The 20,246-nt window shown below is 63.7% G+C and carries 17 protein-coding genes and 2 pseudogenes; 7 read left to right on the forward strand and 12 right to left on the reverse strand.

The annotated features are described in order from the left end of the window. A pseudogene (locus WCE05_RS18385) lies at positions 1–77 on the forward strand (ubiquinol-cytochrome c reductase iron-sulfur subunit); the annotation flags it as partial. A 288-nt stretch (positions 78–365) separates the two neighbouring features. Here WCE05_RS18385 and rpsI read toward each other — a convergent pair. Next, the gene (gene rpsI / locus WCE05_RS18390; RefSeq protein ID WP_225789410.1) at positions 366–758 is read right to left on the reverse strand and encodes a 30S ribosomal protein S9; all 393 of its coding nucleotides are present in this window, start codon (positions 756–758) and stop codon (positions 366–368) included. A 14-nt stretch (positions 759–772) separates the two neighbouring features. Next, positions 773–1,201: a 50S ribosomal protein L13 gene (rplM, locus tag WCE05_RS18395; RefSeq protein ID WP_225789411.1), complete on the reverse strand. Its 429-nt coding sequence runs from the start codon at positions 1,199–1,201 to the stop codon at positions 773–775. Between the two features lie 259 nt (positions 1,202–1,460). Here rplM and WCE05_RS18400 point away from each other — a divergent pair, with 259 nt between their 5' ends. Together WCE05_RS18400 and WCE05_RS18405 are read left to right on the forward strand one after the other, a co-directional pair. Beyond that, positions 1,461–2,501 carry an NADP(H)-dependent aldo-keto reductase gene (locus WCE05_RS18400; protein WP_225789412.1) on the forward strand — a complete coding sequence of 347 codons (1,041 nt, stop codon included), beginning with the start codon at positions 1,461–1,463 and terminating at the stop codon, positions 2,499–2,501. Between the two features lie 335 nt (positions 2,502–2,836). Beyond that, positions 2,837–3,733: a GlxA family transcriptional regulator gene (locus WCE05_RS18405; RefSeq protein WP_225789505.1), complete on the forward strand. Its 897-nt coding sequence runs from the start codon at positions 2,837–2,839 to the stop codon at positions 3,731–3,733. Between the two features lie 99 nt (positions 3,734–3,832). Here WCE05_RS18405 and zapE read toward each other — a convergent pair whose 3' ends face one another. The 3 genes from zapE to WCE05_RS18420 all read right to left on the reverse strand — a co-directional run bounded on the left by zapE (position 3,833) and on the right by WCE05_RS18420 (position 7,022). Next, complete coding sequence (zapE, locus tag WCE05_RS18410) at positions 3,833–4,927, reverse strand: cell division protein ZapE (protein ID WP_225789413.1); 1,095 nt, start codon at positions 4,925–4,927, stop codon at positions 3,833–3,835. Between the two features lie 84 nt (positions 4,928–5,011). Continuing rightward, on the reverse strand, positions 5,012–6,361 hold the full coding sequence (locus WCE05_RS18415) for a tryptophan--tRNA ligase (RefSeq protein ID WP_225789414.1): 1,350 nt from the start codon (positions 6,359–6,361) through the stop codon (positions 5,012–5,014). 25 nt (positions 6,362–6,386) lie between these two features. After that, positions 6,387–7,022, reverse strand: a complete 636-nt coding sequence (locus WCE05_RS18420) for an alpha/beta hydrolase (RefSeq protein WP_225789415.1) — start codon at positions 7,020–7,022, stop codon at positions 6,387–6,389. 139 nt (positions 7,023–7,161) lie between these two features. Here WCE05_RS18420 and WCE05_RS18425 point away from each other — a divergent pair, with 139 nt between their 5' ends. Further along, entirely contained in the window at positions 7,162–7,599 is a 438-nt protein-coding gene (locus WCE05_RS18425) for a YhcB family protein (protein WP_225789416.1), read from the forward strand. A gap of 189 nt (positions 7,600–7,788) precedes the next feature. Here the strand turns inward: WCE05_RS18425 and mdeB are convergent, their stop codons facing one another. Next, positions 7,789–10,473 carry an alpha-ketoglutarate dehydrogenase gene (gene mdeB / locus WCE05_RS18430; RefSeq protein WP_368816289.1) on the reverse strand — a complete coding sequence of 895 codons (2,685 nt, stop codon included), beginning with the start codon at positions 10,471–10,473 and terminating at the stop codon, positions 7,789–7,791. 28 nt (positions 10,474–10,501) lie between these two features. Then, entirely contained in the window at positions 10,502–11,698 is a 1,197-nt protein-coding gene (locus WCE05_RS18435; protein WP_225789417.1) for a methionine gamma-lyase, read from the reverse strand. 127 nt (positions 11,699–11,825) lie between these two features. On the opposite strand from WCE05_RS18435, the gene WCE05_RS18440 reads away from it, so the two are divergent. Next, entirely contained in the window at positions 11,826–12,305 is a 480-nt protein-coding gene (locus tag WCE05_RS18440) for an Lrp/AsnC family transcriptional regulator (protein WP_225789418.1), read from the forward strand. Between the two features lie 100 nt (positions 12,306–12,405). Then, positions 12,406–12,818, forward strand: a pseudogene (locus WCE05_RS18445) (hypothetical protein). A gap of 255 nt (positions 12,819–13,073) precedes the next feature. Here WCE05_RS18445 and cysN read toward each other — a convergent pair. The 3 genes from cysN to WCE05_RS18460 form a co-directional block, all read right to left on the reverse strand. Then, complete coding sequence (cysN, locus tag WCE05_RS18450; RefSeq protein WP_225789421.1) at positions 13,074–14,975, reverse strand: sulfate adenylyltransferase subunit CysN; 1,902 nt, start codon at positions 14,973–14,975, stop codon at positions 13,074–13,076. A gap of 16 nt (positions 14,976–14,991) precedes the next feature. Further along, the gene (cysD, locus tag WCE05_RS18455; protein ID WP_225789422.1) at positions 14,992–15,909 is read right to left on the reverse strand and encodes a sulfate adenylyltransferase subunit CysD; all 918 of its coding nucleotides are present in this window, start codon (positions 15,907–15,909) and stop codon (positions 14,992–14,994) included. Between the two features lie 178 nt (positions 15,910–16,087). Then, positions 16,088–16,846 (reverse strand): Nif3-like dinuclear metal center hexameric protein, encoded by a 759-nt coding sequence (locus WCE05_RS18460; protein WP_225789423.1) that lies wholly within the window; start codon positions 16,844–16,846, stop codon positions 16,088–16,090. Between the two features lie 253 nt (positions 16,847–17,099). Between WCE05_RS18460 and algW the strand changes: the two genes are divergently transcribed. Beyond that, entirely contained in the window at positions 17,100–18,260 is a 1,161-nt protein-coding gene (gene algW, locus WCE05_RS18465) for a Do family serine endopeptidase AlgW (RefSeq protein ID WP_225789424.1), read from the forward strand. A 104-nt stretch (positions 18,261–18,364) separates the two neighbouring features. Here algW and WCE05_RS18470 read toward each other — a convergent pair whose 3' ends face one another. Together WCE05_RS18470 and WCE05_RS18475 are read right to left on the reverse strand one after the other, a co-directional pair. After that, positions 18,365–19,129, reverse strand: a complete 765-nt coding sequence (locus WCE05_RS18470; RefSeq protein WP_368816276.1) for an amino acid ABC transporter ATP-binding protein — start codon at positions 19,127–19,129, stop codon at positions 18,365–18,367. A gap of 10 nt (positions 19,130–19,139) precedes the next feature. Beyond that, complete coding sequence (locus tag WCE05_RS18475) at positions 19,140–20,237, reverse strand: amino acid ABC transporter permease (protein WP_225789426.1); 1,098 nt, start codon at positions 20,235–20,237, stop codon at positions 19,140–19,142. Positions 20,238–20,246 lie beyond the last annotated feature (9 nt).

The raw sequence follows: 20,246 nt of genomic DNA on the forward strand, positions 1-20,246 counted from the left end.
CCGAGATCCTTGTCCTCGTCGGCCTGTGCACCCACCTGGGCTGCTCGCCGACCTTCCGCCCTGAAGTCGCGCCGGCCTGCGTTGACGCCGTCATTGCTCATTCAGTCCTCTCCCATCAGCTTGCTTGGCCTGTTGGATCAGGCCTCTACTTAGGTAATGTCTGTGGCACTAAAAATTGGCCGCAATGGTAAGGAACAAATCCACACACTGACAAGGTGATTACCCCCCAGGCGGGCTGCAACCCTCGCTTTGCTTGATCTGCGTCTATGCGGCAAGTTGTCACTGACATGCTGACAGGTTAGTCCAAGCCATAAAAAAAGCCCGGCTCCAAAAGGAACCGGGCTTCTTCGACTGCCGAAGCGAAATTAACGCTTGGAGTACTGAGGACGCTTACGCGCTTTACGCAGACCCACTTTCTTACGCTCGACTTCACGAGCGTCGCGGGTGACGTAGCCAGCACGGCGCAGGGCGCCACGCAGGGACTCGTCGTAGTCCATCAGGGCGCGGGTGATACCGTGACGGATCGCACCGGCCTGGCCGCTGACACCACCACCGACGACGGTGACGTAGATGTCGAACTTTTCAACGGTCTCGGTCAGCTCCAGCGGCTGGCGAACAACCATACGAGCGGTTTCGCGGCCGAAGAAGGTGTCCAGAGGACGGTTGTTGATGGAGATGTTGCCAGTGCCCGGACGCAGGAAAACGCGAGCGGTTGCGGTCTTGCGACGGCCAGTGCCGTAATTTTGAGTCGCCGACATAATGAACTATTCCGTTAAATCTTCAGTTCTTGAGGCTGCTGAGCAGTGTGAGGGTGAGCTGCACCCGCATAGACTTTCAGCTTACGGTACATGTCGCGACCCAGCGGGTTCTTAGGCAGCATGCCTTTGACCGCGGTCTCGATGACACGCTCAGGGGCCTTGGCGATCAACTTCTCGAAGTTGATTTCCTTGATACCGCCCGGGAAACCGGAGTGGGAGTAGTACATCTTGTCCGAAGTCTTGGCACCAGTGACACGTACCTGCTCGGCGTTGATGACGACGATGTAGTCGCCGGTGTCAACGTGAGGGGTGTATTCTGGCTTGTGCTTGCCACGCAGGCGACGAGCGATTTCGGTAGCCAGACGACCCAGGGTCTGACCAGCGGCGTCAACTACGTACCAGTCGCGCTTTACTGTTTCCGGTTTAGCAGTAAAAGTTTTCATTCTTTAAAGCCTCAGAGGCCGCCCAGCGAAAATAAGACGGCGAATCTTACTGGATAGTGCACCACTTGACAAGTCAAGCGCGCAGCCGCATACGGACGCTATTGGGGGCTCGGGTCGGCGCATCCAATATCCGGCTAGGGTTCCTCGCTGCCCGGCGGTGCATCACTTCCACCGTGCGCAGAGGGGCAGGATTATCCAGATTGCGGAAAAAATTTCAACCTGCTTTGATGGCCTTATTTGACCAGGGAGACCGTCACCCATGGAATACCGCCAGCTCGGCCGAACCGACCTGAACGTCAGCGCCCTGTGCCTGGGCACCATGACCTGGGGCGAGCAGAACGACCAGGACGAGGCCTTCGCCCAGATCGCCCTGGCCAAGGCCAACGGGGTCAACTTCATCGACACCGCCGAGATGTACCCGGTACCGCCACGCCCCGAGACCTACGCCGCCACCGAGCGCATCATCGGCAACTGGTTCGCCCGCCACGGCGACCGCGACGACTGGATCCTGGCCAGCAAGGTCGCCGGCCCGGGCAACGGCATCAGCCACATCCGCGACGGCCAGCTCAAGCACAACCGCCAGCACATCGTCGCCGCGCTGGACGAAAGCCTCAAGCGCCTGCAGACCGACCGCATCGACCTGTACCAGTTGCACTGGCCCGAGCGCAGCACCAACTTCTTCGGCAAGCTGGGCTACCAGCACCTGCCCCAGGACCATTTCACCCCACTGGAAGAGACCCTCGAGGTGCTCGACGAACAGGTGCGTGCGGGCAAGATCCGGCACATCGGCCTGTCCAACGAAACCCCGTGGGGCACCATGAAGTTCCTGCACCTGGCAGAAAGCCGGGGCTGGCCGCGCGCGGTGTCGATCCAGAACCCCTACAACCTGCTCAACCGCAGCTTCGAGGTGGGCCTGGCGGAGGTGGCGATCCGCGAGCAGTGCGGCCTGCTGGCCTACTCGCCGCTGGCCTTCGGCATGCTGTCGGGCAAGTACGAGAATGGCGCTCGACCGGAGAAAGCACGCCTGACCCTGTTCAGCCGCTTCGCCCGCTATTCCAACCCGCAGACCGTGGCGGCCTGCAGCCGTTATGTCCAGCTGGCCCGCGAGCATGGCCTGGACCCGGCGCAGATGGCCCTGGCCTTCGTCACCCGCCAGCCGTTCGTGACCAGCAACATCATTGGCGCGACCTGCGTGGAGCAACTGCAAAGCAACCTGGACAGCCTGGCCTTGAACCTCAGTGACGAGTTGCTGGCGGCGATCGAGGCGATCCACCAGGAGCAGCCCAACCCTGCGCCCTGAGCCCAGCGACAAGTTATCAGCGGCAAGAAAAAGCAGACCGTGCCGCCCCAATGCCAGTCAGTGAAGACTTCCCACCGCCATTTGGGGCCGCTTCGCGCCCCATGTCGCTTGACTGACGGGCTACGCCGGCCTGCTTTTTTCCTGCCGCTTGCCGCTGACAGCTTGCAGCTAGCCGAAAAACATAAGACGATCCAGCCGGTGATTGACCACTCTACCCTATAAGAACAATGACAATGATGTTTACCCAACCCTCCGCGTCCCTGCGTCGCGTCAGCATCCTGGCCATCGACAAGGTGTTCGCCTCGACCCTCATGCAGGCCAAGGACTTCTTCCACCTGGCCAGCCTGCGCTACAGCAAGCAACTGGGGCTGGGCCTGCAACCGATGTTCGATATCCACCTGGTCAGCCCCGACGGCCAGCCAGTGGACAGCTTCAGCAATGTGCAGGTGCCGGTCGACGGCGGCCTGGACGATGCCGACGTGATCATCCTCCCGGCCTTCTGGGACGACTTCGACAACCTCCAGCAACGCTATCCCCAGGTCCTGCCCTGGCTGCGCGAACAGCATGCCCGTGGCGCCGTGCTCTGCGGCGAGGCCAGTGGGGTGTTCTGGCTGGCCGAGGCCGGCCTGCTCGACGGCAAGGAAGCGACCACCTACTGGCGCTTCTTCGACAGTTTCGCCGAGCGCTTCCCCAAGGTACGCCTGAACCAGGACAAGCACCTGACCGACGCCGACAACCTCTATTGCGCCGGCGGCACCACCTCGGCCTGCGACCTGTACATCTACCTGATCGAGCGTTTCTGCGGGGCCAACGTCGCCCGCGCCGTGGCCCGCGACATCCTCTACGAAGTGCAGCGCAGCTACACCCCAGGGCGCATGGGCTTCGGCGGGCAGAAGCTGCACCAGGACCTGATCATCCTGCAGATCCAGCACTGGCTGGAGGAGCACTTCGCCGACAAGTTCCGCTTCGAGGACGTGGCCCGCAACCACGGCATGAGCATCCGCAACTTCATGCGTCGCTTCCAGAGCGCCACCGGCGACAAGCCCTTGCACTACTTGCAGCGCCTGCGCATCGAGACGGCCAAGGGCCTGCTCTCGAGCACGCGCAAGAGCATCAAGACCATCAGCTACGAAGTGGGCTACGACGACGCCAGCTTCTTTGCCCGCCTGTTCCGCCAGCACACCGAGCTGTCGCCGAACCAGTATCGGCAGCAGTTCATGCAGGAGGCCTGATACACAACTGCAAGCTACAAGCCGCAAGAAAAAGCAAAAGCCAGAACAGCGCACGGCTGCTCTGGCTTTTTCTTGAAGCTTGAAGCTCGAAGTTGCCCGTCAGGGCTTGTGCGCCCGTGACAGGAACTCGTGGGACTGCATCTCCAGCAGGCGGCTCAGGGTGCGCTGGAACTCGAAGCTCAGGCGCCCGCCGGTGTACAGGTCCTTGAGCTCCACTTCGGCCGAGATGATCAGCTTGACGTTGCGGTCGTAGAACTCATCCACCATGTTGATGAAACGGCGGGCGATGTCGTCGGTGGTCACACCCATCTGCTCGACATTGCTCAGCAGCACGGCGTGGAAGATCTTGCCCAGCTCGATGTAGTCGTTCTGGCTGCGCGGGCCGTCGCACAGGGCACGGAAGTCGAACCAGGCGACGTCGTCGCAGGTGCGCACGGCCTGGATCTCGCGGTTCTCGATCACCAGCACGTCATTCTCGACGGCCTGGGTGCACTCCGGCGTCAATGCCTTGAAACTCTGGCGCAGGCTTTCGTGCGCCGCGTCGTCGAGCGGATAGTGGTACAGCTCGGCCTGCTCCAGGTGACGCAGGCGGTAGTCGACCCCGCTGTCGACGTTGACCACTTCGGTGTTCTGCTTGATCAGGGCGATGGCCGGCAGGAAGCGCGCACGCTGCAGGCCATCCTTGTACAGGCCGTCGGGGACGATGTTGGAAGTGGCCACCAGGGTCACGCCGTTCTTGAACAGCTCTTCCATCAGGGTGCCGAGGATCATCGCGTCGGTGATGTCGGAGACGAAGAACTCATCGAAGCAGATCACCTTGGCTTCCTCGGAGAAACGCTTGGCGATGATGGTCAGCGGGTTCTTCTCGCCCTTGAGCGATTTCATTTCCTCGTGCACACGCTTCATGAAGCGGTGGAAGTGGGTGCGCATCTTCTGCTTGAACGGCAGCGCCTCGAAGAAGGTGTCCACCAGGTAGGTCTTGCCCCGGCCGACCCCGCCCCAGAAATACAGGCCCTTGACCGGCGCCTGTTCCTTCTTGCCGAACAGCTTGCCGAACACGCCCGGCCTGTTGTTCTGCGCCGCCAGCAGATCGTCGTACAGGCGCTGCAGGTGACGCACCGCCGTTTCCTGTGCCGCGTCATGGAAGAAGTCGGGACGTTTGAGATCTGCTTGATATCGTTCTAGGGGCGTCATAATTCGTTAGCGAGGTAACAAAAAGCGGGCCGTCACTGTAGCGACCGGCCCGCATAATGGCAATCAGACTTGCGGCGAAATGCCTCAGTCCTGCTGGGGTTGCAGCGCGGCGCGCAGGCTCTGGATGGCCGCATCGCGCGCCTCGGCGTCGGCGAACTGCGGCCCGTCGGCAACCTGTTCGCCATCGAGCCACAGGGAGAAGCCCAGGCCTTCGACACGCACGTCGGCCTCGCCCCCCTGTTGCAATTGCTTGCTCACCACGCCTGCGCTCTTGCCGTCGGCGAAGCGGCGCGACAGCAGCAACTGCTCGCCATCGGCGGCCAGCAGGCGGAAACGGAAGCTGCCGTCGTCGTCGCGGAAGCTGACGAAGCGGGCGCTCTTGGCGGCCTTCTTCTTCACTTCGCTGCCGGCCTGCACGATGGCGCGGAACGAACGCAGGCCCACGGCCTCGCGCAGTTGCTCGAGGAACGGCGTGGCGGTCTTGCGCGCCTTGGCGGCGCCGGCCAGGAGGATGTCTTCCAGGTCGGAGGGCCGGGCGATCAACTGGTGATAGCGCTCGCGGGCCTCGCCCAGTTGGTCGTCGAGCAGTTGGAACAGGCGCTGCTTGGCCTCGCCCCAGCCCAGGCCCTGGAGCAGCTCTTCACGGAACCCGGCGGCCTGCGCCGGCGTGGAGAAGGCCTGGAACAGGGTGAACAGGTGCGAATTGTCCGGGTCTTTCGGCTCGCCGGGTGCGCGCGAGTCGGTGACGATGCGCGAGATGGCATCCTTCATGTCCTTGGCGCTGGTGAACAACGGGATGGTGTTGTCGTAGCTCTTGGACATCTTGCGACCGTCCAGGCCCGGCAGGGTCGCCACGCTTTCCTCGATCACCGCCTCGGGCAGGACGAAGAAGTCCTTGCCCTGGCCGAACAGGTGATTGAAACGCTGGCCGATATCGCGGGCCATCTCCACGTGCTGGATCTGGTCGCGGCCGACCGGCACCTTGTGGGCGTTGAACATCAGGATGTCGGCGGCCATCAGCACCGGGTAGCTGTACAGGCCCATGGTCACGCCGGCGTCCGGGTCTTCGCCGTTTTCCAGGTTCTTGTCCACCGAGGCCTTGTAGGCATGGGCGCGGTTGAGCAGGCCCTTGGCGCTGACGCAGGTCAGCAGCCAGGTCAGCTCGGGGATCTCGGGGATGTCGGACTGGCGGTAGAAGGTCACCTTGTCCGGGTCCAGGCCGCCGGCCAACCAGGTGGCGGCGATTTCCAGGCGCGAGCGCTGGATGCGCAGCGGGTCGTCGCACTTGATCAGGGCATGGTAGTCGGCCAGGAAGTAGAACGAGTCGGCGCCGGGCTGCTGGCTGGCGAGGATCGCCGGGCGGATGGCGCCGGCGTAGTTGCCCAGGTGCGGGGTGCCGGTGGTGGTGATACCGGTGAGGATACGCGTAGTCATGGGTTATCGCTTGATCAGGCTAGGCTCAGTTCGAAAGACGCGGCAGCACCAGATCCTTCAGATCGGTCAGCTTGCCATGGAAGAAGTGTCCGCATTCTGCCACTTTCAGCAGCTCATGGGGGCGCGACAGGGTGTCGGACCATTCGTAGACCAACGGCGGATCGACGACTTCGTCGGCGTCCGGCTGCACCACCGTCAGCGGGCAACGCTGCGGCAGCGGGAACTGCTCGTTCAGGCGCATCACCGCCGGGGCGATCATGAACAGGTGCTGCAGTTGCACCGCGTCGGCCTCCAGGCGTCCGGCCAGGCTGGCTGCGACGAAACCACCGAAGGAGAAGCCCATCAGCACCAGGGGCAGTTCGGGGTGCTTGGCCCGCAGCCAGGCCGCGGCAGCCTGGGCATCGGCCACCTCGCCGGCGCCCATGTCGTGGCTGCCGGCGCTCTGGCCGACGCCGCGGTAGTTGAAGCGCAGGGTGACGTAGCCGGCATCGCGGGCGGTGCGTTGCAGGGTCGAGACCACCTTGTTGAGCATGGTGCCGCCCTGGACCGGGTTGGGGTGGCAGATCAGCACGGCACCACGGGCATCGGCCACGTCCAGGTACAAGGCTTCCAGCTGGCCGCTGGGGCCATCGATGAACAAGGGGGTTTCGCGGATAAGCAAGGCACTACTCCGTGACCCGGGGGTGGGTCGACTCGTCTAGCTGAGGAATTCTGTTCTGAAATATTTGCGATCGCTCGCGGTATACAGCGCAGGTCTGAGCCGTTAACGTAAAGCAAAGCCGTTTATAGAGGAAGGACTCGTGGAACTCTCGCTCCTTGTTTGGTTGTTGCCGACCCTGGCCCTGGTCGTCGGCGTGGTGGTCGGCTTCGTGGTGGCCCGCCTGTTGCCCAACGCCGCGCCGAGCAGCACCCAACGCCAGCTGGACGACATCCAGCAGCGTTTCGACAACTACCAGAACGAAGTGGTGACCCACTTCAACAGCACTGCCGCGCTGGTCAAGAAACTGACCCAGAGCTACCAGGACGTCCAGGACCACCTGGCCGACGGCGCCAACCGCCTGGCCCTCGACGAGCTGACCCGCCAGCGCCTGCTGGCGGCCCTGCACTCCGAAGCGGCCCAGGGGCCTCGCGATCGCCTGACGCCACCGAAGGACACCGCCGAAGTGCCGCGCGACTATGCGCCCAAGTCGCCGAACTCACCGGGCATGCTCGATGAGAGCTACGGGCTCAAGCGTTGAAATGACTGGAATGCAGAAGGCCTCGTAAGAGGCCTTTTTTAGGGCTGCTCGCCTGCCCTGGCCCACTCGCGGGCAAGCCCTCATGTCAGTCGACCAAGGTTTTACAGCCGCCATTTGCGCCGCTTCGCGCCCCATCGCCGGCAAGCCGGCTGCCACAGGAGCTTGTGGTGCGCACGAATCAGGGCTCGATCACCGATACCAAGGTGCATCGACCTGCTCCACCTGATACCGCCCCCGCGCCTGCTCCAGCACCTCCTCGCCCAACCGCCCCTGCCGCACCAGGCTGTAGAGCGCCGCCAACACCACGCTGTAGCGATCCACCTCGAAGAACCGCCGCAACTGCTGACGCGTATCGCTACGCCCGAAGCCATCGGTCCCCAGCGTCATGTAGGGCGCCTGCACATACTCGGCGATCAACTGCGGCCAGGCCCGCGCATAGTCGCTGGCGGCAATCACTGGCGCATCCCCCTGCAGGCAGCGGCGCACATGGCAGTCTTCTTCATCCCCCTTGCCTTGCATCGCCGCCCGCTGCACATCTCGCGCCTGGCGCGCCAACTCGCTGAAACTGGTGACGCTGAACACCTCGCTGTCGACCTGCCATTCGAGGGCCAGCAACTCGCTGGCAGCGATCACCTCGCGCAGGATCGCTCCCGACCCCAGCAAACGCACCCGGCCCCGTGGTTGCAAGGCCTGCTGCCGGGCGACGCGGTACATGCCGCGCAGCACATCGTCCCGTACCGTCTCCGGCAACGACGGTTGTGGATAGTTTTCGTTCATCACCGCCACATAGTGGAACTCGTCGCGCTGCTCCACCAGCATGCGCCGTGCCGCATGGTCGAGGATCACCGCCAACTCGCCGGCGAAACACGGGTCCCAGGCCCGGCAGTTGGGCACCAGGGCCGCCATCACCAGGCTGGAGCCATCCTGGTGCTGCAGGCCTTCGCCTCCCAGGGTGGTGCGCCCGGCGGTCGCCCCCAGCAACAGGCCACGGGCGCGCTGGTCGGCGGCGGCCCAGATCAGGTCGCCGACCCGCTGGAAGCCGAACATCGAGTAGTAGATGTACACCGGCAGCATCGGCTCGCCGTGCACCGCATAGGCCGTCGCCGCCGCGATCCATGACGAGATCGCCCCGGCCTCGGTGATACCCTCCTCCAGCAACTGGCCGTCGCGGGCCTCCTTGTAGGTCAGCAGCGAACCGGCGTCCTCGGGCTCGTAGCGCTGGCCGCAGGCCGAGTAGATGCCGATCTGGCGAAACAGGCTGGCCATGCCGAAGGTGCGCGCCTCGTCGGCGACGATCGGCACCACCCGAGGCCCCAGTTGCGGTGCCTTGAGCCAATGGCCGAGCAGGCGCACGGCCGCCATGGTGGTGGACATCTCCTTGTTGTCGGCCTGCAGGGCGAAGCCTGCGCAATCCTCCAGGCTTGGCAGCGCCAGCGGCCGGCAGTCCGTGCGCCGCACCGGCAACGGCCCGCCGAGCGCCGCGCGACGCTGGCGCAGGTAGACCATCTCTGGGCTGTCCTCGGCCGGGCGGTAGAAGCGCAACTGCTCCACCGCCTCGTCGGAGAGAGGCAAGTGGAAGCGGTCGCGAAACGCCAACAACGCCTGGACGTCGAGCTTCTTGGCCTGGTGCGCGGTCATTCGCGACTCGCCGGCACTGCTCATGCCATAGCCCTTCTTGGTCTTGGCCAGGATCACCGTCGGCCGTCCCTTGCAAGCCTTGGCTGCTGCATAGGCCGCATGCAGCTTGCGAAAATCGTGACCGCCGCGCTTGAGGGTATTGATCTCGTCGCAGTTCATGTGCGCCACCAGGCGCTGCAAGGCCGGATGCTGGTTGAAGAAGTGCTCCAGGTTGTAGGTGCCGTCCTTGGCGCCGAGGGTCTGGAACTGCCCATCCGGGGTCGCGGCCAACTGGCGCAGCAGCGCGTGTTCGTGGTCGCGAGCGAACAGCGCATCCCATTCCGAGCCCCAGAGCACCTTGATCACGTTCCAGCCGGCCCCGCTGAACAAGGCTTCCAGCTCCTGGATGATCTGGCCATTGCCGCGCACCGGGCCGTCCAGGCGCTGCAGGTTGCAGTTGACGATGAACGTCAGGTTGTCCAGGCCTTCCCGCGCGGCCAGGGTCAGACCGGCGATCGACTCCGGCTCGTCCATCTCACCGTCGCCGAACACGCCCCAGACATGCCGTGCGGATGTGTCGAGCAGGCCACGATGCTGCAGGTAACGCATGAAGCGCGCCTGGTAGATGGCATTGAGCGGCCCGATGCCCATGGAGCCGGTGGGGAACTGCCAGAACCCGGGCATCAGCCAGGGGTGTGGATAGGAGCACAGGCCGTCGCCTGCGACCTCCTGGCGATAATTACCCAGTTGCTCTTCGCTCAAACGCCCTTCGAGAAACGCCCGGGCATAAATGCCCGGTGCCGAATGGGGCTGGAAGAACACCAGGTCACCGGTGCGTCGTGCGCCGTCACCTTCGCCACGGAAGAAGTGCTGGAAGCCCACCTCGAAGATCTCCGCCGCCGAGGCATAACTGGCGATATGCCCACCCAGCTCGCCATAGGCGTGATTGGCCCGGACCACCATGGCCAACGCATTCCAGCGCAGGATGCTGGTGATGTGCTCATCGAGCTCCAGATCGCCGGGATAGGTGCCCTGCTGCTCCACCGGCAAGGTGTTGCGGTAGGCGGAAAACGGCTGGGCTTCGCGCGCCAGGCCCAGTTCCAAGGCATGGGCCTGCAGCCGCTGCAGCAAATAGCGCGCCCGCGCCGGGCCACAGTGGGCCAGGGTCGATTCGAGCGCCTCGCACCACTCGGCGGTTTCCGCCGGGTCACTGTCCAGGTCTTCGCCCTGAGGCGTCAACGGCTCGTTGGCGTTCATCATCGCGTCCAATTCCGCTGCAGGTTCATCAGGCACAGGCCTTCAGTGCCTGGGCAATATCGGCAAGCAGGTCCTCGATGTCTTCCAGACCCACCGACAAGCGCACCAAACCTTCGGAAATCCCGTGATGAGCCCGCTCCTCAGGGGTATAGCTGGAATGGGTCATGCTCGCCGGGTGCTGCGCCAGCGACTCGGCATCGCCCAGGCTCACCGCCCGGCTGAACAGTTGCAGGGCGTTCATGAAGCGCCGCCCGGCCTCGATCCCGCCCTTGAGCTCGAAGGCGATCATCCCGCCCGGTAGGCGCATCTGCCGCCGGGCCAGTGCGTACTGGGCGAAGGCCGGCAGGCCCGGGTAATGGATCAGTTCCACCTGGGGTTGGCGCGCCAGGAACTCGGCCGCCTGCTGGGCATTGCCGCAGTGGCGGTCCATGCGCAGGGCCAGGGTCTTGATGCCACGCATCAGCAACGCGGCATCGTGGGGCGAAAGAACCGCACCGGTCATGTCCTTGAGCCCTTCCAGGCGGATGCGATCCAGTAGCGCCTTGCGCCCCACCACCAGGCCGGCAGTGATGTCCCCGTGGCCGCCCAGGTACTTGGTCGCCGAATGCACCACCAGGTCGGCCCCCAGTTCCAGTGGGCGCTGCAGGTACGGGGTGCAGTAGGTGTTGTCGACCACCACCTGGATATCCTGGCCACGGACGGCGTCGGCCACGGCGGCGATATCCACCAGTTGCATGTTGGGGTTGGCTGGGGTTTCGAAGTAGATCATCCGCGTCCTTGGCGTGATGGCCGCCTTCAGTGCCTTCAGGTCGTTGAGGTCGACGTGCTTGATCTTGACACCGAACTCGCCGATGCCGTGGTGCAGGTAGGCGAAGGTGCAGCCGTACAAGGTACGCCCGACGATCAACTCATCACCTGGGCGCAGCAGGGTCCACAGTGTCGAGGTGATGGCACCCATTCCCGACGCCAGGGCCAACCCGGCTTCCCCTCCTTCCAGCGAGGCCATGCGTTGTTCCAGCAGGGCCAGGGTCGGGTTGGAGATGCGGCTGTAGAAGTGCCCGCCCTCTTCGCCGGCGAAACAGGCGGCACCGTACTCGACGGTGGGGAAGGCATAGGTAGCGGTCTGGTACACCGGCGGTACCAGCGCACCACCATGGGAGAGCGGGTCATAGCCGTGGTGGATGGCCCGTGTGGAAAAACCGCTGTTGTTGTTGGAGTCGCGCATGGCAACAGTCTCTGGTGGTTTGTTATAAGCTTATGCCACCGACCTACCCGGTTTTTTCCAAAGTTGCCCACGCGATGGCGCATCTTTTGGAATGAAAACAACAAATACAGAACCAGGAGGGCAAACCATGCCTTCGAGCCTCGACCGCACCGATCGCGCCCTGCTCGCCGCCCTGCAGGACAACGCCCGCCTCACCGTTTCCGAACTGGCCGACCAGGTCGCCCTGACCACCTCGCCCTGCTGGCGGCGAGTCAAGCTGCTGGAAGACAACGGCTACATCACCGGCTACCAGGCCATTCTCTCGCCCAAGTCCCTGGGCTTCGGCGTCACCGCCTTCGTCAGCATCATGATGGAAACCCACACCAAGGACGTGGCCCGCGCCTTCGAACAGCGGCTGATGGAGATTCCCGAGATCGTCGCCTGCCACAACATCTCCGGGCGGTATGACTTTCTGCTGGAGATCCTGGCGCGGGACCTGGAGTCGTTCGGGGCGTTCGCGCGGGAAGTGCTGCAGTCATTGCCGGGGGTGAAGGAGATCTATTCGAGCTTTTCGTACAAGGCGGTGAAGGAACGGCGGGTGATTCCAGTGTCGGAGAAGCATATTTGAGAGTGCCTGACGAGAGCGTCAAGCCGGGGAAGCAAGCGCGACTCAATCATTACCAATAGTCTGCCCACTCTCGCCTCTCAGAGGGTTACCGCCGATTCTGGTGGTATTCAGAAGCCCACGGTTCGAGCCTGGGAGCGCTGTAGGAGTCGGCGAGAAGGTAACAGGGATTTGGCTTGGAGAAACCACTCGCGGAGAGGGCGCGCCAATACCATCGCATATTGCGAGCTTCTCAAAGGTGCAAAATTCCGGAGTTTCGACGCTTTCCGAAGGAGGTTCTGGAAAGCCGTTGCAAATGATCCTGAGCTTTCTAAGCAATTCCCTGAGAGGAGCTTACGCCGGATGAAAAAGAATGGCCTCGCGCCAATAGTACATGATGGAGATATTCATCTGGGCTCTGCAAGCTTCGTGCTTCACCATGACGCGGCTCACTTCGGATCCCAGGACTGCTTCGCGCCCCGAACGACAGTTGAGCATCGAGATTGGTGCAGACTTCCGTCAGCCAATGGACGATGAGGATGCAGAAATAGAAAGCCCTGCCGAAGCAGGGCTTTCTTCTTTCAGGTCAAGGCTTACGCCACGAGTGACCGTTTTCCTCGTCGTCACCGCCGTTATGGCGGATGTCCAGGGCGGTGTACTTCAGAGCTGCTTGCGCTTGCATAGTAAGACTCCTTAACGATTCGCTGGCCGGATGACCAGCTCGCTCAGGGTGCCTGGCTGCCTGAACGAAAGGCACAGTACAAAACTTCCGCAAGCGTTCCTCATGCAGCCTCAGAGCGCACCACGCTGACGCAGTACCTCCAACACCTGCTTCACGCCTTCCTCCACGCTGGTGGTCTGGGTGTCGATCACCAGGTCCGCATCCAGCGGTACATCGTACGGGAAGCTCTCGCCCGGGATGTTATCGCCAGCGGCGGCGTACAGGCCCTGCGGGTCGCGTTCGCGGCAAGCCTGTGGCGAGGCCTGGACGTAGACGGTCACCAGGCGCTCCTTGCCGATCAGTGCCTTGGCCTGTTCGCGGCCTTCGGCATCCGGAGCGACGAACGCGGCCAGGGTCAGCAGGCCAGCTTCGTTGAACTGGCGCGCCACATGGGCGGCGCGGCGCCAGTTCTCGGTGCGACCGGCACGGTCCTGTGGCAGGCCCTTGTTCAGGTCATGGCGCAGGTTCTGGCCGTCGAGCACGTAGACCGCACGACCCATGTCGAACAGCTTGCGCTCCACGGCATAGGCCAGGGTGCTCTTGCCGGCGCCGGACAGGCCGCTGAACAGCACGGTCGCCGGCTGCTGGCCAAAGCGCAGGGCACGTTCCTCGGTGGAAACGTGGGCCAGCTTGCCATGGTGGCCGGTGCTGCCGTGCGGCAGTACCGGCGGGGCGATGATCATGCCGGCGCCGACGGTGCCGTTGGTCAGGCGGTCGATGACGATGAACGCACCGGTGGTGCGGTTGCTGTCATAGCCGTCCAGGGCGATGGCGGCGTCCAGGCTGACCTTGACCCGGCCGATCTCGTTCAGTTGCAGGGCACTGGCCGCGCCCTGCTCCAGGGTGTTCACATCGACCTTGTGGGTGATGCTGGCGATAGAACCCGGCACGTAGCTGGTGGCACGCTTGATGTCGTACTTCTTGCCCGGGAGCATCGGCTCCTCGGCCATCCACACCAGCATGGCGTCGAACTGGTCGGTCACCGGCGGCACGTTGTCGGCATGCACCAGCAGGTCGCCACGGGAGATGTCGATCTCGTCTTCCATGGTCAGGGTCACGGCCTGGCCGGGGCCGGCGTGCTCCAGCTCGCCCTCGAAGGTGACGATGGACTTGACCCGGCTGCTCTTGCCCGACGGCAGCACGACGATGTCGTCGCCTTTGTGCACGACGCCACTGGCGATGGTGCCGGCGAAGCCACGGAAGTTCAGGTTCGGGCGGTTGACGTACTGCACCGGGAAGCGCAGGTCGGTGAAGTTACGGTCGGCCGCCACTTCCACGGTCTCGAGGATCTCCATCAGCGCAGGGCCGGTGTACCACGGCGAACGCTCGCTGCGGTTGACCACGTTGTCGCCCTTGAGCGCCGACATCGGCACGAAGTGCAGGCTCGATGGCTTGAGGTTGATGCCTTCGGCGAACGTCAGGTAGTCGGCCTTGATCGACTCGAACACTTGCTGGTCGAAGTCCTTGAGGTCCATCTTGTTGACCGCGACGACGATATGCTTGATGCCCAGCAGGGAGGCGATGAAGCTGTGCCGGCGAGTCTGGGTCTGCACGCCGTAGCGGGCATCGACCAGGATGATCGCCAGGTCGCACGTCGAGGCACCGGTGGCCATGTTGCGGGTGTACTGCTCGTGGCCCGGGGTGTCGGCGATGATGAACTTGCGCTTGGCGGTGGAGAAGTAGCGGTAGGCGACATCGATGGTGATGCCCTGCTCGCGCTCGGCCTGCAGGCCGTCGACCAGCAGCGCCAGGTCCACGTCTTCGCCGGTGGTGCCGACTTTCTTCGAGTCGCGGGTGATGGCCTCGAGGTGGTCCTCGTAGATCATCTTCGAGTCGTGCAGCAGGCGCCCGATCAGGGTGCTCTTGCCGTCATCCACGTTACCGCAGGTGAGGAAACGCAGCAGTTCTTTGCGCTCGTGTTGAGCGAGATAAGCGAGGATATCTTCGCTGATCAAATCGGATTGGTGCGACATGGAGTAACCCTGAAAATTAGAAGTAGCCCTGACGTTTCTTGTCTTCCATGGAACCGGCGCCATCGTGGTCGATGACTCGGCCCTGGCGCTCGGAAGTGCGCGTCAGGAGCATTTCCTGAATGATGTCGGTGAGCGTTTCGGCCTCCGACTCGACAGCGCCCGTCAACGGGTAGCAGCCGAGGGTACGGAAACGCACCTTCTTCTTGACGATGCGTGCCTTCTCCTCGTCGCTGAGGTGTTCGAGGATGCGCTCGTCATCGATCATGATCAGGGTGCCGTTCTTCTCGATGACGTCACGCTCGGCGGCGAAGTACAGCGGCACGATCGGGATGCCTTCGAGGTAGATGTACTGCCAGATGTCCAGCTCGGTCCAGTTCGACAGCGGGAAGACGCGGATCGACTCGCCCTTGTTGACCTTGCCGTTGTAGATGTTCCACAGCTCCGGACGCTGGTTCTTCGGGTCCCAGCGATGCTTGCTGTCGCGGAACGAGTAGACGCGCTCCTTGGCCCGCGACTTCTCCTCGTCGCGGCGCGCGCCACCGAATGCGGCGTCGAAGCCGTACTTGTCCAGCGCCTGCTTCAGGCCCTGGGTCTTCATGATGTCGGTGTGCTTGGAGCTGCCATGGGTGAACGGGTTGATACCCTGCGCCACGCCCTCGGGGTTGACGTGGGTGATCAACTCCAGTCCCATTTCCTCGACCATCTTGTCGCGGAAGCGATACATCTCCTGGAACTTCCACTGGGTGTCGACATGCATCACCGGAAACGGCAGCTTGCCCGGGAAGAAAGCCTTGCGCGCCAGGTGCAGCATCACGGCGGAATCCTTGCCGATCGAGTACAGCATCACCGGGTTGTCGAACTCGGCGGCCACCTCGCGGATGATGTGGATGCTTTCCGCCTCCAGCTGTTTCAAGTGCGTCAGTTTGTCGACCATGGCTACTCACGAAAAACGATCTTATGGACGGCCAGCGGGCCGTGTTCGAGCGAGCCACTTTATCACAGCGCCTGATTCTATTTAGGAGGGCTGCTAGATCGAAACAATCTAACCATATGACTGGGGGTTTGGGATGAAATCGGGGCCGTGGCACGCCGCAACAGCCCCGCTCAGGCCATCAGATCGGATTCGGGCAATCGATGAACAGATGCTCCACGGCGAACCGCCGGGCCAGGTAGTCGCCCAGCGCCTGCACCCCATAGCGCTCGGTGGCATGGTGCCCGGCGGCGATGAAGCTGACGCCGTTCTCACGGGCGCTGTGGAAGGTCTGCTCGGAGGCCTCGCCGCTGAGGAACAGGTCGACCCCGGCGGCGATGGCATCGTCGATGTAGCCCTGGCCACCGCCGGTGCACCAGCCGACCCGACGGATCACCCCGTCGCCTTCCACCAACAGCGGCTCGCGGCCCATGGCCTCCTGCACGCGGCGAGCGAAATCCCGCGCCGACATTGGCTCGGCCAGCGAGCCCACCAACCCGACCACCCGGGGGTTCTCCGGGTCCAGCGGGCCTTCGACGGTGATGTCCAGCTGGCGCGCCAGCTGCACGTTGTTGCCCACCTCGGGGTGCACGTCCAGCGGCAGGTGGAAGGCCAACAGGCTGATGTCGTGCTTGAGCAGGGTCTTGATCCGGCGCTGCTTCATGCCGGTGATGCACGGGCTCTCGCCCTTCCAGAAATAACCATGGTGCACCAGCACCAGGTCGGCCTCGGCCTCTACCGCCGCATCCAGCAGCGCCTGGCTGGCGGTGACCCCGCTGACGATACGGCTGACCTGCGGGCGCCCCTCGACCTGCAGGCCGTTGGGGCAGTAATCCTGGATCTTGGCGCTGGCCAGGTAGCGCTCGGCTTCCTCGACCAAGGTGCTCAGGGCGACGGCCATGAAAATCTCCTCGAAATCTGCACATTCATCGGGAACAACGCCCGTATAATGGCCGCCATTATGGGCCGTCGCAGGCCTCGGGGAAACCGGTGGCAGACGCCTGGGGGCAAGGTAGCGAGGCCGTTTTGCGCACAGGCCCGCGAAGGCCGCTGCCGCAGCGTCGCAGATCGACCCGTTCAGGTGTATGATCGCGCGCGCTCGCGCCCTCGGGCCGCGCTGACGCCGCTCCCGCCCTACTCCCAGGATTCATTCGATGCTCAAGGCTCTGCGTTACTTTGGCTGGCCCCTGCTTACCGGTGTGCTGATCGCCCTGCTGATCATCCAGCGCTTTCCCCAGTGGGTCGGCCTGCCCAGCCAGGACGTCAACCTGCAACAGGCGCCGCAGACCACCCGGATCATGCAAGGCCCGGTGTCCTATGCCGACGCCGTGACCCTGGCCGCCCCCGCGGTCGCCAACCTGTACACCACCAAGGTGGTGAACAAGGGCGCCCATCCGCTGTTCGAGGATCCGCAGTTCCGCCGCTTCTTCGGCGACAACCTGCCCAAGCAGCGGCGCTGGGAGTCGAGCCTGGGTTCGGCGGTGATCATGAGCCCCGAGGGCTACCTGCTGACCAACAACCACGTGACCAGCGGTGCCGACCAGATCGTGGTGGCGCTCAAGGACGGCCGCGAGACCCTGGCGCGGGTGATCGGCAGCGATCCGGAGACGGACCTGGCGGTGCTCAAGATCGACCTGAAGAAATTGCCGGCCATCACCATCGGCCGCTCGGACAACATCCACATCGGCGACGTGTCCCTGGCCATCGGCAACCCTTTCGGCGTCGGCCAGACCGTGACCATGGGCATCATCAGCGCCACCGGCCGCAACCAGCTGGGGCTGAACAACTACGAGGACTTCATCCAGACCGACGCTGCGATCAACCCGGGCAACTCCGGCGGCGCGCTGGTCGATGCCAACGGCAACCTGATCGGCATCAACACGGCGATCTTCTCCAAGTCCGGCGGCTCCCAGGGCATCGGCTTCGCCATCCCGGTCAAGCTGGCCCTGGAGGTGATGAAGTCGATCATCGAGCATGGCCAGGTGATCCGTGGCTGGCTGGGCATCGAGGTACAACCCCTGAGCCAGGAACTGGCCGAGTCGTTCGGCATGGAGGGCCGCCCAGGCATCGTCGTGGCGGGGATTTTCCGCGATGGCCCGGCGCAACGGGCAGGGCTGCAGCTGGGCGACGTGATCCTCAGCATCAACGGCGAGCCGGCCGGCGACGGGCGCAAGTCGATGAACCAGGTGGCGCGGATCAAACCCAACGAGAAAGTCGCGATCGAGGTCATCCGCAATGGTCAGCAGCTCAAGCTGATCGCCGAGGTGGGGCTGCGACCACCGCCCGCACCGATCACGGCCAAGGAAGAGAAGTAAACCGATTCCGGGGGCTGTCTTGCAGCCCGTTCGCAGGGCAAGCCCTGCTCTCCAGTCAGGACCTTCAACTGACATCTGGGGCCGCAGAGCGACCCCAAACTGCCTCAATGCAGGATCTGGCTGAGGAACAACTTGGTCCGATCGCTGCGCGGCCGATCGAAGAAGTCATCCGGCGAGGCCTGCTCGACGATCTCGCCCTTGTCCATGAAGATCACCCGGTTCGCCACGGTGCGGGCAAACCCCATCTCGTGGGTCACGCAGAGCATGGTCATGCCATCCTCGGCCAGCCCCACCATGGTATCGAGCACTTCCTTGACCATCTCCGGATCGAGCGCCGAAGTCGGCTCGTCGAACAGCATGATCTTCGGCTTCATGCATAGCGCCCGAGCGATCGCCACCCGCTGCTGCTGGCCACCGGACAACTGCCCCGGGTACTTGTGCGCCTGCTCGGGAATGCGCACCCGCTCCAGGTAGTGCATGGCAATTTCCTCGGCCTGGCGCCGGGGCATCTTGCGCACCCACATCGGCGCCAGGGTGCAGTTCTCCAGGATGCTCAGGTGCGGGAACAGGTTGAAATGCTGGAACACCATGCCCACCTCGCGGCGGATCGCCTCGATCTGCTTGAGGTCGTTGGTCAGCTCCACGCCATCGACCACGATGCGCCCTTGCTGGTGTTCCTCCAGGCGGTTGAGGCAGCGGATGGTGGTGGACTTGCCCGAGCCGGACGGCCCGCACAGCACGATGCGCTCGCCCTGTCGCACATTGAGGTTGATGTCCTTGAGCACGTGGAACTGGCCGTACCACTTGTTCACGCCCTGCATCTGGATGATGCCTTCCGGGCCTGCAGGCTGCTTGATCGCTTCACTCATTTCGAAACTCCTAACGCTTGTGGCCCGTGTCCAGCCTGCGCTCCAAGTGCATGGAGTAGCGGGACATACCGAAACAGAAAATCCAGAACACCAGGGCGGCGAACACATAGCCCTCGGTGGCCATGCCCAGCCAGGCCGGGTCCGCAGCCGCCTGCTTGACGCTGTTGAGCAGGTCGAACAGGCCGATGATGATCACCAGGCTGGTGTCCTTGAACAGTGCGATGAAGGTGTTGACGATGCCAGGGATCACCAGCTTCAGCGCCTGGGGCAGGATCACCAGGCCCATGGCGCGCCAGTAGCCCAGGCCCATGGCCGCGGCCGCTTCGTACTGGCCCTTGGGGATGGCCTGCAGGCCACCGCGCACCACCTCGGCGATATAGGCCGACTGGAACAGGATCACCCCGATCATCGCCCGCAACAGCTTGTCGAAGCTCATGCCTTCGGGCAGGAACAGCGGCAGCATCACCGAAGACATGAACAGCACGGTGATCAGCGGCACGCCACGCCAGAACTCGATGAAGGTGACGCAGACCACCTTCACCGCCGGCAGGTTCGAGCGCCGTCCCAGCGCCAGCAGGATGCCCAGGGGCAAGGCGCCGACGATGCCGACGGTGGCGATCACCAGGGTCAGCATCAGGCCGCCCCACTGGCTGGTGGGCACCGTCTCCAGGCCCAGGTGGCCGCCATGCAACAGGGTGTAGGCAAGGATCGGGTACAGCACCAGAAAGCCCAGGCCGTAGGCCACCTTGCGCGGGAAGCGCCGGATGAACAGCGGCGCGGCGCCGAGCACGGCGAGCCACACGGTCAGGTCGACGCGCCAGCGCAACTCCACCGGGTAGTAGCCGTACATGAACTGGCCGAAGCGCTGCTGGATGAACACCCAGCAGGCGCCCTCCTTGGTGCAGTCGGCGCGGGTGGTGCCGATCCAGTTGGCATCGATGAACGCCCACTGCACCAGCGGCGGTACGATCAGCCATACCAGGTACAGGGCGAATAGGGTCAGGAGGGTGTTGAGCCAGTTGGAAAACAGGTTGCTCCGCATCCAGGCGAGCACGCCGACGGTCTTGACCGGTGGCGGCATGTCAGGTTTGAAAACATGGGCAGTCACGGGCGTATC

Origin of the sequence: Pseudomonas sp. I2 (genome assembly GCF_040984075.1) — a bacterium.
GTDB classification, from domain to species: domain Bacteria; phylum Pseudomonadota; class Gammaproteobacteria; order Pseudomonadales; family Pseudomonadaceae; genus Aquipseudomonas; species Aquipseudomonas guariconensis_B.

Coding starts and splice junctions, on each gene's coding strand:
- rpsI (WP_225789410.1), bottom strand. CDS start 758: ATGTCGGCGACTCAAAATTACGGCACTGGCCGTCGCAAGACCGCAACC.
- rplM (WP_225789411.1), bottom strand. CDS start 1,201: ATGAAAACTTTTACTGCTAAACCGGAAACAGTAAAGCGCGACTGGTAC.
- WCE05_RS18400 (WP_225789412.1), top strand. CDS start 1,461: ATGGAATACCGCCAGCTCGGCCGAACCGACCTGAACGTCAGCGCCCTG.
- zapE (WP_225789413.1), bottom strand. CDS start 4,927: ATGACGCCCCTAGAACGATATCAAGCAGATCTCAAACGTCCCGACTTC.
- WCE05_RS18415 (WP_225789414.1), bottom strand. CDS start 6,361: ATGACTACGCGTATCCTCACCGGTATCACCACCACCGGCACCCCGCAC.
- mdeB (WP_368816289.1), bottom strand. CDS start 10,473: ATGAACGCCAACGAGCCGTTGACGCCTCAGGGCGAAGACCTGGACAGT.
- WCE05_RS18435 (WP_225789417.1), bottom strand. CDS start 11,698: ATGCGCGACTCCAACAACAACAGCGGTTTTTCCACACGGGCCATCCAC.
- WCE05_RS18440 (WP_225789418.1), top strand. CDS start 11,826: ATGCCTTCGAGCCTCGACCGCACCGATCGCGCCCTGCTCGCCGCCCTG.
- cysN (WP_225789421.1), bottom strand. CDS start 14,975: ATGTCGCACCAATCCGATTTGATCAGCGAAGATATCCTCGCTTATCTC.
- cysD (WP_225789422.1), bottom strand. CDS start 15,909: ATGGTCGACAAACTGACGCACTTGAAACAGCTGGAGGCGGAAAGCATC.
- WCE05_RS18460 (WP_225789423.1), bottom strand. CDS start 16,846: ATGGCCGTCGCCCTGAGCACCTTGGTCGAGGAAGCCGAGCGCTACCTG.
- algW (WP_225789424.1), top strand. CDS start 17,100: ATGCTCAAGGCTCTGCGTTACTTTGGCTGGCCCCTGCTTACCGGTGTG.
- WCE05_RS18470 (WP_368816276.1), bottom strand. CDS start 19,129: ATGAGTGAAGCGATCAAGCAGCCTGCAGGCCCGGAAGGCATCATCCAG.